This is a genomic window from Paenibacillus sp. LPE1-1-1.1, from assembly GCF_040676435.1.
Classification (GTDB): Bacteria; Bacillota; Bacilli; order Paenibacillales; family Paenibacillaceae; genus Pristimantibacillus.
Window position 1 is genome coordinate 1,589,099 of the sequence record NZ_JBEGHY010000001.1, and the last position, 16,561, is coordinate 1,605,659.

Annotated in this window: 19 protein-coding genes and 1 other annotated feature; all 19 genes read right to left on the bottom strand. The window is 49.8% G+C overall.

The genetic code is table 11. From position 1 onward, the window contains the following. Nucleotides 1-151 precede the first annotated feature (151 nt). Nucleotides 152-1,021 (bottom strand): prephenate dehydratase, encoded by an 870-nt coding sequence (gene pheA / locus MRBLPE1_RS06885; protein ID WP_364143219.1) that lies wholly within the window; start codon nucleotides 1,019-1,021, stop codon nucleotides 152-154. Between the two features lie 2 nt (nucleotides 1,022-1,023). Next, nucleotides 1,024-1,995 carry a homoserine kinase gene (thrB, locus tag MRBLPE1_RS06890; RefSeq protein WP_364143222.1) on the bottom strand — a complete coding sequence of 324 codons (972 nt, stop codon included), beginning with the start codon at nucleotides 1,993-1,995 and terminating at the stop codon, nucleotides 1,024-1,026. 5 nt (nucleotides 1,996-2,000) lie between these two features. After that, nucleotides 2,001-3,287: a homoserine dehydrogenase gene (locus tag MRBLPE1_RS06895; RefSeq protein WP_364143224.1), complete on the bottom strand. Its 1,287-nt coding sequence runs from the start codon at nucleotides 3,285-3,287 to the stop codon at nucleotides 2,001-2,003. 24 nt (nucleotides 3,288-3,311) lie between these two features. Beyond that, the gene (locus tag MRBLPE1_RS06900; RefSeq protein WP_364143226.1) at nucleotides 3,312-3,749 is read right to left on the bottom strand and encodes an ACT domain-containing protein; all 438 of its coding nucleotides are present in this window, start codon (nucleotides 3,747-3,749) and stop codon (nucleotides 3,312-3,314) included. A gap of 134 nt (nucleotides 3,750-3,883) precedes the next feature. Beyond that, nucleotides 3,884-5,209, bottom strand: a complete 1,326-nt coding sequence (gene obgE / locus MRBLPE1_RS06905) for a GTPase ObgE (RefSeq protein WP_364143228.1) — start codon at nucleotides 5,207-5,209, stop codon at nucleotides 3,884-3,886. A gap of 13 nt (nucleotides 5,210-5,222) precedes the next feature. After that, complete coding sequence (locus MRBLPE1_RS06910; protein WP_364143230.1) at nucleotides 5,223-5,960, bottom strand: Spo0B domain-containing protein; 738 nt, start codon at nucleotides 5,958-5,960, stop codon at nucleotides 5,223-5,225. A gap of 135 nt (nucleotides 5,961-6,095) precedes the next feature. Further along, a complete protein-coding gene (gene rpmA, locus MRBLPE1_RS06915; protein ID WP_056629028.1) occupies nucleotides 6,096-6,407 on the bottom strand; it encodes a 50S ribosomal protein L27 in 312 nt (103 codons plus the stop codon). A 90-nt stretch (nucleotides 6,408-6,497) separates the two neighbouring features. Continuing rightward, nucleotides 6,498-6,836 carry a ribosomal-processing cysteine protease Prp gene (locus MRBLPE1_RS06920; protein ID WP_364143234.1) on the bottom strand — a complete coding sequence of 113 codons (339 nt, stop codon included), beginning with the start codon at nucleotides 6,834-6,836 and terminating at the stop codon, nucleotides 6,498-6,500. A gap of 11 nt (nucleotides 6,837-6,847) precedes the next feature. Next, nucleotides 6,848-7,159 (bottom strand): 50S ribosomal protein L21, encoded by a 312-nt coding sequence (rplU, locus tag MRBLPE1_RS06925; RefSeq protein WP_053374798.1) that lies wholly within the window; start codon nucleotides 7,157-7,159, stop codon nucleotides 6,848-6,850. A 15-nt stretch (nucleotides 7,160-7,174) separates the two neighbouring features. Beyond that, nucleotides 7,175-7,264: a sequence feature (ribosomal protein L21 leader region), on the bottom strand. A gap of 84 nt (nucleotides 7,265-7,348) precedes the next feature. Beyond that, complete coding sequence (locus MRBLPE1_RS06930; protein ID WP_364143238.1) at nucleotides 7,349-8,599, bottom strand: Rne/Rng family ribonuclease; 1,251 nt, start codon at nucleotides 8,597-8,599, stop codon at nucleotides 7,349-7,351. A 37-nt stretch (nucleotides 8,600-8,636) separates the two neighbouring features. Next, nucleotides 8,637-9,518: a M50 family metallopeptidase gene (locus tag MRBLPE1_RS06935; RefSeq protein WP_364143241.1), complete on the bottom strand. Its 882-nt coding sequence runs from the start codon at nucleotides 9,516-9,518 to the stop codon at nucleotides 8,637-8,639. Beyond that, the gene (locus MRBLPE1_RS06940; RefSeq protein ID WP_364143242.1) at nucleotides 9,511-10,422 is read right to left on the bottom strand and encodes a M23 family metallopeptidase; all 912 of its coding nucleotides are present in this window, start codon (nucleotides 10,420-10,422) and stop codon (nucleotides 9,511-9,513) included. Before MRBLPE1_RS06940 ends, MRBLPE1_RS06935 begins: the two co-directional genes overlap by 8 nt. Before the next feature lie 160 nt (nucleotides 10,423-10,582). Beyond that, the gene (locus tag MRBLPE1_RS06945; protein WP_364143245.1) at nucleotides 10,583-11,728 is read right to left on the bottom strand and encodes an FtsW/RodA/SpoVE family cell cycle protein; all 1,146 of its coding nucleotides are present in this window, start codon (nucleotides 11,726-11,728) and stop codon (nucleotides 10,583-10,585) included. Nucleotides 11,729-11,735: 7 nt separating this feature from the next. Beyond that, entirely contained in the window at nucleotides 11,736-12,527 is a 792-nt protein-coding gene (gene minD / locus MRBLPE1_RS06950; protein ID WP_364143248.1) for a septum site-determining protein MinD, read from the bottom strand. A gap of 3 nt (nucleotides 12,528-12,530) precedes the next feature. After that, nucleotides 12,531-13,196 (bottom strand): septum site-determining protein MinC, encoded by a 666-nt coding sequence (locus tag MRBLPE1_RS06955; RefSeq protein ID WP_364143251.1) that lies wholly within the window; start codon nucleotides 13,194-13,196, stop codon nucleotides 12,531-12,533. Nucleotides 13,197-13,261: 65 nt separating this feature from the next. Then, on the bottom strand, nucleotides 13,262-13,786 hold the full coding sequence (gene mreD, locus MRBLPE1_RS06960) for a rod shape-determining protein MreD (protein WP_364143254.1): 525 nt from the start codon (nucleotides 13,784-13,786) through the stop codon (nucleotides 13,262-13,264). After that, nucleotides 13,783-14,646: a rod shape-determining protein MreC gene (mreC, locus tag MRBLPE1_RS06965; protein WP_364143256.1), complete on the bottom strand. Its 864-nt coding sequence runs from the start codon at nucleotides 14,644-14,646 to the stop codon at nucleotides 13,783-13,785. Before mreC ends, mreD begins: the two co-directional genes overlap by 4 nt. A gap of 58 nt (nucleotides 14,647-14,704) precedes the next feature. Beyond that, complete coding sequence (locus tag MRBLPE1_RS06970; protein ID WP_308998534.1) at nucleotides 14,705-15,736, bottom strand: rod shape-determining protein; 1,032 nt, start codon at nucleotides 15,734-15,736, stop codon at nucleotides 14,705-14,707. A gap of 39 nt (nucleotides 15,737-15,775) precedes the next feature. Next, on the bottom strand, nucleotides 15,776-16,465 hold the full coding sequence (gene radC / locus MRBLPE1_RS06975) for a RadC family protein (protein ID WP_364143259.1): 690 nt from the start codon (nucleotides 16,463-16,465) through the stop codon (nucleotides 15,776-15,778). Nucleotides 16,466-16,561: the final 96 nt, after the last annotated feature.

The following is a 16,561-nucleotide window of genomic DNA, read 5'->3' on the forward strand; positions in this document are numbered from 1 at the left end:
CTATTATCAATCCTTACATCCTATGCACAATATGGGCAGGTGTCTCCACTTTCACAAAAAAAATAGTAAAAAAGCCGAGCCCACCCCTTGGAGTGAACTCGGCTTGCATGTCGGAAATCAGAAATTCTAGCGCATAATGCCTTTGATTTCCTTATTTTTTGTATTCGGTGAAGCTTGGATAGCTGCCTAACACGCGAACCTGGCAGCCGATCGCCTCAATTTCTTGAATAGCAGAAGGCAGAAGCACCGTATCCAGCGCCATGTCGATGTCGATATAGAAATAATAATTGCCGAGCTTTTTCTTTGTCGGACGCGACTCAATGCGGGATAAGTTGATTTTGCGCCATGCAAAAGCAGCAAGCACCTGATGGAGCGCACCCGGGTAATCCTCGGGCAGTGTTATCAATATGCTCGTTTTTATCTGATCGGATTGCCGAGCCGTATATGGCTCCGAACCAACCAGCAGAAAACGCGTGTAATTGTTGTCATGGTCCGTTATTTCGCTTGCGAGAACATCAAGCTTCTCGTTCGCCGCAGCGGTCTTTGTGCCAATCGCAGCCCAACCGGTATTCGGGTTGTTTTGCACGATTCTAACGCCTTCTGCCGTGCTGCTTACATGCTCTGTCGCTGCGTGCGGCAGCTGCGTGCGCAAAAATTGCAAGCACTGTGCGATCGCAACGGGATGGCTGATTACTTTGGTGATCCGCGACCAATTGATGGCTCCGGTCTCGTCCAGCAGCTCGGACTGGCGTCCAATCAAATTCTGGATAGACGGGTAAACCCATTCCGCTTGAATCGGAAGATCTACCTCATGCACGAGCCAGTCCATATGTAAACTTACAGAGCCCTCGATCGTATTCTCGATCGGAATGATGCTGTAATCGCTTATCCCATTGACCGTGGATAAGAACACATCCGAGATCAGCCTGTGATGCTTCCAATTAATTTCTTCGCCGTAAAAAAAATGCCTGGCCGCTTCGTCTGACACGGAGCCGGCAGGTAAAACCGCTATCGTCTTCATCGCTACACTGCTCCTTTAATTCTGTCCGGAAGAGGAATGGCAGGCTGCTCCGTTATATCCTCAACGGTAATTTGGGGACCATGAACGCATGGCGACAGCCACAGCGTTTTCGCTTCGATGCCCTCTTGCTTCAGCGTATCAAGCAGGAATTGTTCCAATGTCTCTTCCGTTTCCGCCTTATCCTCGGCAAAGGCAATGAGCGTCGGTCCTGCTCCGCTAAGCGCAACGCCCAGCGCGCCATATTCCACCGCGCGCTCCAAAATTGTCGCCATCCCGGGGATCAGCGCTGCACGGTAAGGTTGATGCAGCCGGTCTTTCATGGCATGGCGGATCATACCGAGATCGCCGCCGGCAAGCGCCGCGACAAGCAAGGAGCTCCGCCCCACGTTGAATACAGCGTCTGCCATACTGATTTGTGACGGAAGCGCATGACGCGCTTTCTCCGTCGACAGCTGAAAGGCAGGGATCGCTACGAGCGTCTTGAGCCTGCGGTCCGGTTCAATACGGATATAATCCGCCCGTTCCCCGTCCCAAGCAGCGACCACGATGCCTCCGAATAAGGATGCGCCGACATTGTCAGGATGACCTTCTAAGGCTGTCGCGATTTGGAACAGCTTATCGTCTGAGAGCGGCCCCCCGATTAATGCATTCGCCGCTGCGAGTGCCCCGACGATCGCCGATGCGCTGCTTCCTAGTCCGCGCGTGAGCGGAATATCGCTGTGCATCGAGATCGAAAGCTCAGGTACGCTGATGCCCGCTTCTTTGAATACCAGCTGTGCTACCTTATAGATCAAATTGGATTTGTCTTTCGGCAAACCTTTCATTTGATCACCGTAAAAATGAAATTCCGTTTGCTCGCTGACGCGCAGCTCAATCCACGCATATAACGAAAGCGCCATTCCCAGCGTGTCAAAGCCGGGGCCCAAATTGGCCGTGCTTGCCGGTATCTTAACAATAACTCTGCGATTATTCATGAGGCTTACCCTTCTACGCGGTATACGCTCTTCACTTTATGAACCACATCCAGCGATTCGAACGTCGCGAGTACCTTTTGGATTGCTGCTTTGTTAGCATCATGAGTGATGACAATAATTTCGGCTTCCGGATTTGACGGCGTTGGCTGCTGCAGCACGGACTCCAAGCTAACCTCGAAGTCGGCGAATACCTGCGTGATGCGAGCCAAAACGCCGGCGCGGTCTGCTACTTTAAGCAGCAGGAAATATTTCGATGAAATTTGATCATCCGTTTTGAGTTTCTTCTCTTTGTAAGCAAGGCTTCCCTGCATTCCGTTTACGCCTAGCTTCAGGTTTTTCACGACGGCAACCAAATCGGAGACGATTGAGGTTGCTGTCGGCAGCTCGCCTGCGCCTGCACCGTAAAACATCGTTTCGCCAACGGCTTCGCCATATACGTAAACCGCATTGAATACGCCGTTAACCGAAGCAATCGGATGCGATTGTTTTACCATCGTCGGTTGCACGCTGATGCTGATCAGATCATCCTGGCGCTCAGCGATCCCAAGCAGCTTCACTTCATAACCAAGGCGCTTCGCATACAAAATATCTTCTTTCGATACAGAAGAGATCCCTTGAACCGAAACATCCTCAAGCGCTACGTTCGCACGGAAGCCGATTGTTGCAAGAATCGTCATTTTGCGAGCCGCATCAAGTCCCTCGACATCCGATGTCGGATCAGACTCCGCATAACCAAGCTCTTGGGCTTCTTTGAGAACGTCTAAGTAGGATGCGCCTTCTTGGCTCATTTTGGTTAAAATAAAATTCGTTGTCCCGTTCACGATTCCCATAATTTTGTTGATGCGGTCGGAAGAAAACCCTTCAACGAGCGTACGGATAATCGGAATACCGCCGGCTACGCTTGCTTCGTACATAACGTCGCAGCGATTCTCCTGCGCTTTCGCCAAAATTTCCGGACCATGCAGCGCCATTAAATCTTTGTTTGCCGTTACCACATGCTTGCCGCGCGAAAGTGCTTCCAGTATATATTCCTTCGTAAGGCCAATTCCGCCCATGACCTCAACAATCACGTCAATATCAGGATGACGGATAATATCCCACGGATCCTCGGTGAGTTTATCGGCATCAATCGCGATGTTACGCGCTTTGCTCTTATTCTGAACAAGCACCTTTTCAATCACGATCGGCGAACCGACTTGACTGGCAAGGTCCTCTTGATGGCCTTCAACAATGCGAACGACGCCCGTACCTACAGTACCTAGACCTAATAATCCTACTTTTACCGGCTTCATATATACCCTCCATTATCTATCCTGTTATCCTTGTCCGATGACCGAAGCTTTGCGTACGCCAGGCTGGCTGCGAAGCATTTCGACCAACGATGACAGTTCCCCGGAAAGCTGCGAAATATCGACTGAAATAACGACGTTGGCAAAGCCCTGAAGCGGAATGGTCTGATTCATCGTCAGGACATTCCCTTCCAGACCGGCCACCATGCTGAGCACGTTCGAGAGCACGCCTGAGCGATGCTCCAAATCCATCGAGATCGTCGCAATCCGTTCCCGTTCGAGCTCATTCAGCGCATAGACGCCGTCTTTATACTTATAAAAAGCGCTTCGGCTTAGACCCACGCGTTCAACTGCTTCATGAACGGTTGCCGCGTCACCCCGGTTAAGCATCTCTTTTACTTGTATCGTCTTCATAATCGCTTCCGGTAAAATGTCCTCCCGAACGACATAATAGCGTTTAGTCACTATTCGTCCTCCTCAAAAAGACAATTGTTCACCTATAGTGGACATTATATCGAAAGATGCGCCTTGGAGCAATAGGTAAATAAGAAAAGACGGCTTACGCCGTCTCTGTTATTGCTTATTCGGTTATTATTCAACTAACCATTCGGGTTATAATCGCTGCCCTCGAAGAATTCAAAGGCAAAATCACCGATTTGAACCATATCGCCGTCTTTGGCACCCATTTTGCGAAGCTCGGCATCGACGCCCATTTTGCGCATCGTACGAGCAAAGCGCATAACCGCATCATAGGATGTCAAATTCATCCGCTTCATGTATTTATCAATGCCTTCACTTACGATCACATATACTTCATCTTCCTTGTGGATGGTGAATGTCGTTTCTTCGCGTTTCTCGTAAGTGTAGACCTTCCGCTCGGCGACATCCTTCACGTCTTCGATCTCTACCTGCTCGGATACCGTATCGAGCACGTCAGCCGCTTTATACAGCAGCTCCTGTATCCCTTGCTTTGTTAGCGAGGAAATAGGCAAAATCTCATAATGCCGGTCACCGCTGGCTTCCGCAAGCTGCTGCTTGAACAATTCAAGCTGCTCCGCGGCGTCCGGCATGTCCATTTTGTTGGCTGCAATAATTTGCGGCCGGTCTGCGAGCTTCTCGTTGTAGAGCACGAGCTCTTCGTTGATTTTCACCCAGTCCTCAAAAGGATCCCGTCCTTCGGAAGCGGACATATCGATGACGTGAATAATCACCCGTGTCCGTTCGACGTGGCGGAGAAACTCATGGCCAAGACCAACGCCCTCATGCGCGCCTTCGATCAATCCAGGCAAATCAGCCATGACGAAGCTGCGGCTGTCACCAACGTCAACAACGCCGAGATTAGGCGTAATCGTCGTAAAATGATAAGCGCCAATCTTAGGTTTTGCACCCGAAACGACGGAAAGCAAAGTCGATTTCCCTACGCTTGGGAAGCCGACTAGCCCAACGTCTGCCATAACCTTAAGCTCAAGCACGACCCAGCGCTCTTGCCCTTCTTCGCCGTTTTCCGAAATGTACGGAGCCGGGTTATTTTGCGTAGCAAAACGGATGTTGCCGCGACCGCCGCGACCGCCCTTTGCAATGACGATTTGCTGGCCGTGACGCGTCATATCCGCAATGATCTCCTGCGTATCGTCATCGACGATGACAGTGCCCGGCGGGATACGAACGATCGTATCTTCAGCACCCGCTCCGTGCATGCTTTTTACTTTTCCGCGTTCTCCGCGATTTGCTTTGAAATGCTTCTGATAGCGGAAATCCATCAGCGTGCGAAGTCCTTCGTCAACCTGAAAAATCAAGTCTCCGCCGCGGCCTCCGTCCCCGCCGGCAGGTCCGCCCTGCTCGACATACTTCTCTCGGCGAAACGATACGATACCATCGCCACCGTCGCCGCCTTTTACAAATATCTTCGCTTTATCGACAAACATGTTGTGCCCCCGTTCATGCGCGCATTTCCGCCCTCAGCAGCACCTTTGCATATGGCTGCTCGAAGTTGACCGGCTGCATTGGCGCGCCTTCCAACTGCTGTTGTATTTTTTGCTTCCATTGCTGTTCGTTCATTAGTTCGCCATCATAGTAGAAGGTAGCATTTAGCGCATCCTCATCCAGCGATAGTTCCAGCGTAAGAACAGCAGCATTACCATAGCCAGGCTTCGCCGCAAACCGATATGCGTTAATCGTATGAATGAGCGTTTCGGCTATTTGATCGGCATCTGCCGTTAATTCGTTTAAATGAATATCGCCTTTAATGACGAGCTGAAGCTCCAGCGAATTCGAAATCGTACGAAACGATTGAATGTAACTAACCAGTGACGGAACGCCAAGCTTGGAGATACTGCTCTCCACGGCCATCCGCTCACTTATTTTCTCCACATACTCGGCGGCTTTATCCAGCTTTTTGAGCCTAATATAGCCAAATACCACTTGCAGGTCATTCATCCAGTCATGGCGGTGATGATTGAGAGTTCGAATGGCGGAATTTTGCAGCGATTGTATCGTTCGCGTAGTCCGCTCCACATGCTCTTTCCGTTCCGTTCGTATCCAGTAAGTCGCAACAGCTATAAGCCAAACAAGAAAGACAGCAGTTAACCACACTTTAGTGGGCCAAATAAGTACGGCAGCGCAGGGCAACAAAATCGTACCCGCCGCGTAATATTTCGCCGTTGTTAAGCGTTCCATCGATTAAACCTACTTTCTTCGTATTTCCTAGCTTATCCAGTATATCATGCGGCCGTCCTACGGTCATCAGCCTTGAAATAAAAAAACCCCGGCCAAGCGATGCAGGCCGGGTCTTGGTGCATATATAAGGTTGTATTAAGCTTCTACTGCTGCAGCTACCGGAGCTTGAACTGCCGGATACACGCTCACTTTTTTGCGGTCGCGTCCCCAACGTTCGAACTTCACTACGCCTTCTACTTTTGCATAAAGCGTATCGTCTTTCCCGATGCCTACGTTAGTTCCTGGGTGAATTTTTGTTCCGCGTTGGCGAAACAAAATGCTTCCAGCAGATACGGTTTGACCGTCAGCACGTTTAGCGCCAAGGCGCTTCGACTGCGAGTCACGTCCGTTCTTCGTGGAACCTACACCTTTCTTCGAAGCGAAAAGCTGAAGATTCAGTTTCAACATAGTTATTCCCTCCTTCTTAAAGGTTTGTGGAGCAAACCTACTTCGGAAGCATGAACATTAAGGTCTGCCAGGCAAACCTACTTCAAAAGCTTACGCATTAAGAAGTTCATGAATGACGACATGCTTGCCGTATGATTTTGCGATAGTGTCAAGCATAACCGCCATCGATTCCAGCAGCAGCTGCATCCGGCCGTCAGAAGCTTCGTCCGCCAGCGTCGGAATATCCGACGAAAGCCAGCCGTTCTTCATCTTGGCAGGCAGCTCTTCTCCTGCTAAAGCTTCGATCGCGTTAACGGTACCAACCGATATGGCCGATACACCCGCGCAAACGATATCTTTGCCGGGGTTCGCATATTTAGCATGTCCTTCGACTGCAAAAGATACGATCCGTCTGTCAGCGGCTCTTCGTACAAAAGTAACGGTTATCATAGAAATCCCTCTTACGCTTGGATTTTCTCGATTGTTACTTTTGTGAACGGTTGACGATGACCTTGCTTACGACGGTAGTTCTTTTTGGCTTTGTATTTGTAAACGATGATTTTTTGGCCTTTGCCTTGTTTCTCGACTTTGCCTGTTACTGTAGCGCCGGAAACAACCGGAGTTCCAGTTACAAGACCGTCACCTTTAGAAACCGCCAAAACACGATCAAACGTTACGCTCTCGCCTGCTTCAGAATCCAGTTTTTCGATGTAGATAACATCGCCTTCCTGAACTTTGTATTGCTTTCCGCCTGTTACGATGATTGCGAACATTGTTGGTGCACCTCCTTATTTTCGAAGACTCGCCTAATTCAGGTGGTCCGCAGCTTGCGCCGCATACGCTTATTTACCCAATCGGAGCGGTACTTGTACATCTCATTCCTTACGAGGTACGAGACACACACCCAAAGAGTGTACCATACTATGCAAGCTATATCAATTGATCCGCTAAGAAAAATACGATTATTTATATGAATCATTCCGTTTGGTTGAATGAGCGCCGCAGGCAGGGCAGCGCTCCGTAAGCTGATGAACCGCATTTTCACGCGCTTTTTTTCTCGTCATTTCGATCAAGCCAAGCTTGGTCCAGCCCAAAATCGTACATTTCGTTTGATCATTGCGGGATTTCTCGACCAAGCGCTGCATCACCTGCTCGCGATGCTTGTCCTGCTCCATATCGATAAAATCAATAATGATGATTCCGCCTACGTCTCTTACTCTAAGCAATCTGGCAATTTCCTCGGCCGCTTCCATATTGGTGCGAAAAACGGTGTCTTCCAAACCCGAGGAGCCCGTAAATTTCCCCGTGTTCACATCGATAACCGTCAGCGCTTCCGTCTCTTCCCAGATGAGATGCCCCCCGCATGTAAGCGGGATTTTGCGCTCGAAAGCCTTCGTCACCTGCTCCGTCACCCGATACGCATCAAATAGGGATAAGCCTTGCTTAGGCTCGTAGCGCTTCAGACGCCCGCGCAGCTGAGGAGTCATTTCCTCCAGCAGGGCCGACGCTTCCTCAAATCTGACGGCATGGTCAATCCAAATCTCATCCATATCGGTTGTTAAGGTATCGCGCACGGCACGGCGCATTAATCCCGCTTCCCTATGCAGCTCGCTGGGCGGCTTCGCATCCAGACTCCTCTGTACGATGCTATGCCAAATTTCCCTTAGCTGCACGACATCCGTCTGCAAGGACAGCTCGCTCTCGGACGCAGCGGCGGTTCGAAGAATGATTCCTTCTTCTTGTTCCCGCAGCTTCTCCCCGATGTACCGCAAGCGGGCACGCTCGCCCTCGGTGCCGATTTTCTTCGAGACGCCGACATAATCAGCGTTCGGCATATAGACAAGCCAGCGGCCGGGCAGCGTAAAATGCGTCGTCACGCGTGCCCCCTTACCGCCAAGCGGCTCTTTCATCACTTGAACGAGCAGCTCCTGACCCGGCTTCACCAGGTCTTGTATGAGCGGCTTTTGCTGAGGCTGCTTCTCCAAATGCGGGTGGAGCAGTTCATCAATATACAAAAAAGCATTTTTGGCTAGTCCCACATCAACGAATGCCGACTGCATGCCTGGCAGAACGTTTACGACACGACCTTTGTAGACATTGCCGACCAAACTGCTTGCTTTAGATTTTTCCATGAAAAATTCGACTAGGCGGCCATTCTCCAGCACTGCGGTTTGCAGCATCTCTCCATGGACGTGCATCAACATTTGCTTCATTCCCGACTATCACCTGCCAGTATGCTTTTCATCTATTTTAACTGAAAAGCTCCGACACTGCACGGTTGGGATTATTTTCGGACAGGCAGCCCTCGACGATCTTCTGCTCCGGCAGCACCTTCACTTCCTTGCTGTGCGCCTCCACCATATAAATCAAATGGTATCTTTCCCTTTGAAACAAACGCGCTACCGAGATAATCGACTGTTTTCCGTTCACGATGATCGGACTTGCGATATGCCCCATCGTGAGGGCTTGCAAGGAAATGCGCTCGCGGTACATCAAAAAACGGTAAAATAAAAAGGGAACGCTGCGATAATACGTCCAATTCGTCATGACAAGAAAAATACCGACAATCAACAAATTGAGCTGGATGCCATCCTTGGACATCAGCCACGGAAGCAGCGCGGCTATGATCATCAACGCGCTGAACACCATGCTGATGCGGGCTGACCACAGCAGCATTTTATAGTAATTAACCGTATAGCTTAAGGCTGCCTGCAGCAGCTTCCCGCCATCAAGGGGATGTATCGGCAATAGATTAAATAAACCAATCATCAAATTCGCCTTCCAAACATAGGCCGCCCATTCCGGGTCCCACAAGCCCAGCTGTCCGCAGCCCCAAGCCGCAAGCCCCATCCACACATTTTGCAGCGGACCTGCAATAGCTACTACCGCTTCCTCTTTTGCGGGCAGGCCTCCGGCTTCCTCTACCTCCACAACGCCTCCGAAAGGCAGCAGCTTTACTTCGCGCACCGTCCAGCCGAAGCCTAAGGCTACGAATACATGGCCAAGCTCATGCACCAGCACGAGTAAAAACAACGTAATGAGCTCGGCAAAATATCCGGTCATGACCGATCCAAGCATAATGATGACAAACAACGGATGGACCGACCATAAAATCCCTTTCCATTTAATCAATCGGTATCACACCCACCGGATCGATGTACAGGTCGTTTTGCTTCACGGCAAAATAGAGCAAACTCGGCTGCGTTCCCTCTGCCTTTAACAAATTGCCGATAGGATCTCCCGCTTCAACCCAGTCGTTCACGCTTACCTTTGTTGCGCCGAGCAGCCCGTATACCGTTACGCGCTGGTTGGCATGCTGAATGACGATCGTAGATCCTTTCTCGTCTTGTTCGGTCAATAACAGCACGCGCCCCGTCTCGGCAGCCACAACCTGCCCCTCAGACTTTCCAGCCAGCTCGATGCCGCTCAGAAGCTCCGCGAAGGTCCTCACAAGCGAACCCCCCTCCAGTGGAGAGACAATCGGCAGCTTAACCGTCCCGTCCGCGCCTACTGCGGCTCCGCCGTTATCCTTAAAGATAGGAATAAAGGAAGGCGCGCCCGCAAACGTTTCATTATACCAAGCCGCAGCTGCCGCAAAATCGATTTCATCGGCAAGCGCCTGTTTAACGAGCGCTTGTCCTTTAAGCGTGTATTCATTGTCATAACGGAACATGGCCCATACGGCTGCAAAAAGCAGCATCGCGATCGCCAGCTTCCATTTCAGCTCCTTGCGGAAGGTATGCTTGCCCGGCCCATGCCCCGGATCCTTTTTGCCCGTGAGATCGGGCGGTTTGACAAAGGTCTTTTTATCCATAAAGCCATTTTCGTCTCCCCAGCTGGCCCAAGGATTCGGATTTGTTTTCCAGACCACCTCCGGATCGAGCTCTTCCCGCTCATCCCCCTCAAAATATTCATGCTTGTAGGGAACGGTTGAATTTGCGTACAGGTCCTCGGTTTGCGCATCTCGTGACGATCGATCCGATACGTTCTTGCCTTTCTGCTGCCCCCGCTGCTTTCCGCTTTCCTTCATCGGCATTTCGTTTTCCTCCCCGCTTCCATCGTCATTGCGACAGCTTGTTTCTTTATACATGGATATGTGGGGAGTGAGACAAGTATGCGGACGCGGCAACGACAAAAAAAGCCGTCCCCGATACGGATGAGATCCGTTCAGGAGCAGCTTTGTCTGCAGGATGGCCTTAATCGGCCAGCTCATATTTTTCTTGATGCGCTTTGATGCTGAAAACGAGTCCGATTGACAGCATGTTAAGCAGGAGAGAAGTTCCTCCGTAGCTTACAAAGGGAAGCGTAATTCCCGTAATCGGCATAATGCCAATCATCATCCCGATGTTCTGGAACACCTGGAAGACATACATGGACACGATCCCGATGACGATAAAGGAGGCTCGCAAATCATAACATTTGAAGGCTATGATGATCATGCGATAAATGAGAAGGAAATAAAGGAGCAGGAGTATGGCTGAGCCTTGGAAACCAAATTCCTCCCCGATTACGACAAATATCGAATCCGAATACGGATAAGGCACGAAGCCGCCGTTTTTCATATCCCCTTGCAAATAGCCGTCACCGCTTAAACCGCCGGAGCCGATGGCAATTTGCGCATTTTCCGATTGATGCTTGTCATTGGCCGTAGCGGTCTCCGGATTGATAAACGTATTGATCCGCTTATGCCAGTGTCCCATTTCCCTATCATCCAAGTAATTAAAAATTTCCTGGTTAAACATATTGAAAAGCGTGACAAACAAAACTAATCCCGCAACAACGACAGCAAGCCCTGCAACAACATGCGTATATTTTACGTTTCCGATCCACAGCATGCCAAGCACGATAACCAGATATATAATCGCATTGCCTAAATCAGGCTGAATCATGACGAGCATAAACGGTAAAAAAGCGAATGCCGCTATCGGAAGCAAATCATGCATTACCGTCAGCCGGTCTCCCTGCCTGCGTCCCATCAGATAGGCGATACCGATAATAAGCACAATCTTGACGATTTCCGCGGGCTGGAAGGATTGGCCCGCTATGACGAACCAGCCTCTTGCGCCGTTGATGACCGCACCGAAAAAATATACGAGAATCAACATCGTCACGCCTATGCCGTAAAGAATATACCAGTTTTTCAGCACGATTCGGTAATCAAACAGCGTTGCCGCGATTGCGACAAAAAAACCTAACGCGTAATAACCAAGCTGTCTCGTATCTGAACCCGCATATTTAGGAAAATTTGCGGTAGCGCTATGGATAACAACCGTACTGATAATCATGAGGAACACTAAAATAATCAGAATTCCCCAGTCCAGCTTTTTTAGTTTGTTAAGCAATTCGTAATCATCCTATTCCAAGAAACTTACGGAAACGTTTGAACGCTCCCGCTTTCTCATCAAGCAGCATGAGCGGAACCATATCGCCGAGGATACGGCGCGCAATGTTCCGATAGGCAATAGCTGCGCGAGAAGCCGGATTCATAACGGTCGGCTCTCCGCTGTTTGCCGCGGAAATCACCTTCTCGTCATCAGGCACGATGCCAACAAGATCGACAGCCAGAACTTGACAAATTTCATCGATATCAAGCATTTCGCCGGATTTCATCATATTTTGACGAATACGGTTGATGATAAGCTTACTAGGTATTTTTTCCTGCTCAAGCAAACCGATTACCCGGTCAGCATCACGGACGGCTGCGTTTTCCGGCGTCGTAATGACGATTGCCCGGTCTGCACCTGCGATCGCATTCCGAAAGCCATGTTCAATGCCTGCGGGGCAATCGATGATGACGTAATCATGCTCTTTCTTGAGCTCTAAAATCATATTGCGAACCTGCTCAGGCGTAACGGAATCCTTATCCTTCGTCTGAGCGGCAGGCAGCATGTAAAGCTCGTCAAAGCGTTTGTCCTTCACAAGTGCCTGATTTAAACGGCAGCGGCCTTCGGCAACGTCAACCAAATCATAAATGATCCGATTCTCCAGTCCCATGACCACATCTAGGTTACGAAGTCCAATATCGGTATCAACCATACATACTTTTTTGCCAAGCAAAGCTAGCGCGGTACCCAGGTTGGCCGAGGTGGTCGTCTTCCCAACGCCGCCTTTACCTGATGTTACAACAATCGCTTCTCCCATATTCTACACTCCTTTAAACATTATAGGATTATGCCGTATGCGGAATAATTGCGCTAGCTTATCGATTTGCATTCGGCCTTCGCTCAGGAAGGCGAACTCCATTGAAGCATCGCCGGTCATCCATTCCTCGGGCGGTCTGCTGATTACATCTGCAATGCGGAGCTGGGTAGGGCGCATGAGCGATGTTGCGATGATCACATCGGTTCGTCCGCCAATCCCCGCATGCGCTGTGCCGCGCAATGCTCCAAGCACATAAATGTCGCCTGTGCACATAAGGGTGCCGCCTGGATTCAAATCGCCGATTAAAAGTAAATCCCCATCATGCTCATAGGTTTGGCCGGAGCGTATGATAGACGTTAGCACTTGTAGGTTAGGCTGCAGTCCTGACTGAGAATCCGCCTTAGGAGCGTCGGACTCGACGGATTGTACCATTAGGTTACCTTGAGACCGAATCACATTTTTGATTCGGTCCTTGTCGTCATCTGTGACCTGCCTAGCGCCAAGCTTCACGTGTACGTGTACGAGCGGGCCAGTGAGCAGCTGCTGATGCGTTTTCTCCAGCTTGTACTGCAGTTCATCCAGGAGCGTCGCGAATTCACATTTATCGTCGAGAAGGAAGACGAGACCTTCTTTTACACCTTTTATAATAATATGCTGCCTATCGGTCACGTTCGTCCCTCCCCAACCTAATGGATTCTTGATGAGACTAGTAAAATCCTGCCTGAACGATTATATTATTCCTCATCTTTTTCCGCGTTCGCTTTCGTTTGTCCTTCAAACAATCTTCTCGCCGGCACGTAACAAGCAAGCGCAAAAGCCAGCTGCAAGAACAAGCTCGGAAGAATATGGTCAATGAGTGCCCAAGCATAGCTTTCATTCGTAATCCGAAAAACGCTGTAAATAAAGTATATGACACTGTCATACAAGATACAGGCAAAACCAATAACGGAGATAGCCATCATGATCGTTGAACGGCGGCGCTCAAGAAGCACGCCCGTATAATAGCCCATTAACCCCATAACAAAAGCATTAATCCCAAGCAAATGTCCAAAATAAACAACATCCTGAAGCATGCCGAAGCTGGCGCCCAGCAGCAAGGCCAGATGGCGTTTGCTGTACAGCCCCGAGAAAATAACCATCACGAAAACAAAGTGAGGAATGATCCGGTGGCCGAAGCCGGCAGGAATAATCCATGGCATCACAGCTCCCTCGACGATGAAAAGGAGAACCATCAGCAGGATAATTCGGTTCATGCTCATTTGTCGGCAGCCTCCAATTCAGGAACCTGAACGACAAACACCTCAGTCAAGTGATCGAAGCTGGCTGCCAGCTTTACCGAAGCCGTGTAAGTAAGCCCGAAATCGCCGAGCTGCAAGGACTCCACAGTCCCAACGACAAGCCCTCTAGGATACACGTTTCCAAGCCCCGATGTGATGACGGTATCCGTAATCTGCATTTTATCGGTTTCCGCGATTTTCGTCATGACGATTCTGGATGTTTCCTTATTGTAGCTGCTCAAAATACCAAAGGAATCATCCTCGCGTCCCATGATCGTTACCGCGATGGAATTGAACGTTGGCGATGCTTCATCCAGCTCGGTAATTGGCGTTACGGCCGCCGTAAACGGCGTTACCGAGCTGACCAATCCGATCAAGCCGTCAATGGTCGTTACGGCCATATTCGGTTTAATGCCGTTTTTGGAGCCTAAATTAATCGTCATTGTCCGATTGTTCGCTTCATTGCTCACGGAAATGACCTGTGCGATCAAATATTTATAATTATACATTTCCTTCTGCCGATCTGTGAACGATAGTGCCTCTTGCAGACGTTTATTCTCTTTCTCTACGAAGTTGTAATTTATCTTATCGCGAGAGTAAGCGGCAGCCGTAATGCGCAGCTGCTCGTTTTCTTCATAGATTGTGCGCAAATTGCTGATATCCTCAAAGAAGCCCGCTATATAACCAGCGGGCTTGTAAAACCATTGCTGCACGTATGCTGCCGAGTCCTTTAGAAATTTCTCCGGCCATGATAATTCCTTGCGATCGCTTAGCGAGAAGCCGATGACCGCTATGCACAAAATAAACCCGATCATAAGCATAAACATACGCTTATTTCGCATTAGCTTAAACAGCTCGATCACCTGCCCATTTCATATCCGTTTCCCCTGTGGACCGTATTTAGCGTCTCGAACGAGATGCTGAGCTTCTAGCTTTAAATAAATGAATATTATCAAGCGAACGGCCAGTGCCGATCGCCACGCAGTCCAGCGGATTATCCGCAACGATAACCGGCATGCCCGTTTCACGCTGCAGGAGCTTGTCCAAATTGCGCAGCAAAGCGCCGCCGCCCGTAAGTACGATTCCCCGATCCATAATATCGGCAGAAAGCTCCGGAGGACATTTTTCAAGCGTTACCTTAACCGCATCTACAATCGCGTTGACCGTATCGGCTAATGCTTCCGTAATTTCGTCGGATGTAATGGCTAGCGTCTTAGGCAAGCCGGATACAAGATCGCGTCCGCGGATTTCGATCTTTTCGGGACGGTCAAACGGCAGCGCTGAACCAATCTCCATCTTCAGCTGTTCAGCGGTACGTTCACCGATCATCAAATTGTATTGTCTCTTAATGTATTGCGTAACGGCCTCATCCATCTCGTCGCCCGCTACGCGAATGGAACGCGCCGTAACGATACCGCCCAATGAAATCACGGCTACCTCCGTCGTGCCACCGCCGATATCGACAACCATGCTGCCTGTTGGCTCCCACACGGGCAGGTCAGCGCCAATTGCTGCGGCAAACGGCTCTTCAATCGTATAAGCCTCGCGTGCCCCAGCTTGCTTGGTAGCATCCTCTACGGCACGCTTCTCTACCGCCGTGATACCCGACGGAACGCATACCATGACGTTTGGATGGCGGGGAAATAAAGAACGCTGCTTCTGGGCTTGACGAATAAAATATTTTATCATCGTTGCCGTCGTCTCGAAATCGGCGATAACGCCGTCTTTCATAGGGCGAACGGCGCGAATGTTGCCAGGCGTTCTTCCGATCATTTTTTTGGCTTGCTCGCCTACGGCCTCGATTGTTTTTGTATCAGTACGAAGGGCCACCACTGACGGCTCCCTTACCACGATTCCTTTGCCCTTAACGAATACCAGCGTATTAGCTGTCCCTAAATCAATACCTAAATCTTTCGAAAAACCACCAAACATGTTGTTGCTCCCTTCTAATTGCCACATCGCTTTATTATATTACATATGGCCTTGTTCCTTCAAACTTACGAATCTACCGTCTCCGACAACTAAATGGTCAAGCACTTCTATTCCGAGGAGCTGTCCGGCCTCTACTAGGCGTTTGGTTAACGAAATGTCTTCCGGGCTTGGCGTTGGATCGCCGCTTGGGTGATTATGAACACAGATAATAGACGCGCTGCTGCGCGAAATGGCTGCACGGAATACTTCGCGAGGATGAACAAGCGATGCGTTAAGCGTACCGACCGACAAGGTCTCGCGGGCTATAATATGATTTTTGGTGTTCAAAAACAAACATACGAAGTGCTCCTTTTTCAAATAGCGGAGCTCTTCCATCACATAGTCCGCCGCATCCTGCGGCTTCCGTACGATAACCGCCTCGCCGATCTGACTGCGCGAAATCCTTCTTCCCAGTTCTATGCCCGCTCGAAGCTGAATCGCTTTGGCAGGGCCAATTCCCCGAATGGCTGTCATTTCTTCCATGCTCATATCCATCAGGTTACGCAAGCTGCCGCATTGCTTTAATATCGCGCCCGCCAAATGTACGGCAGATTGACGCTGCGTGCCCGTACGCAATAAGATTGCAAGCAATTCGGTATGGCTAAGTGCTTCTGCCCCATATTTCATCATGCGCTCTCTTGGACGTTCTTCATGGGGGACATCACGCAAAATCATTGGTTGCGGCAACATGTCCCAATCCCGCCTTTTCAAAGAATCGTTTATTCATATCCTGCCTAATTCTTGAAAAAAAATCCGATCGAAATCATAAAAGCTTAGGTCCAAACG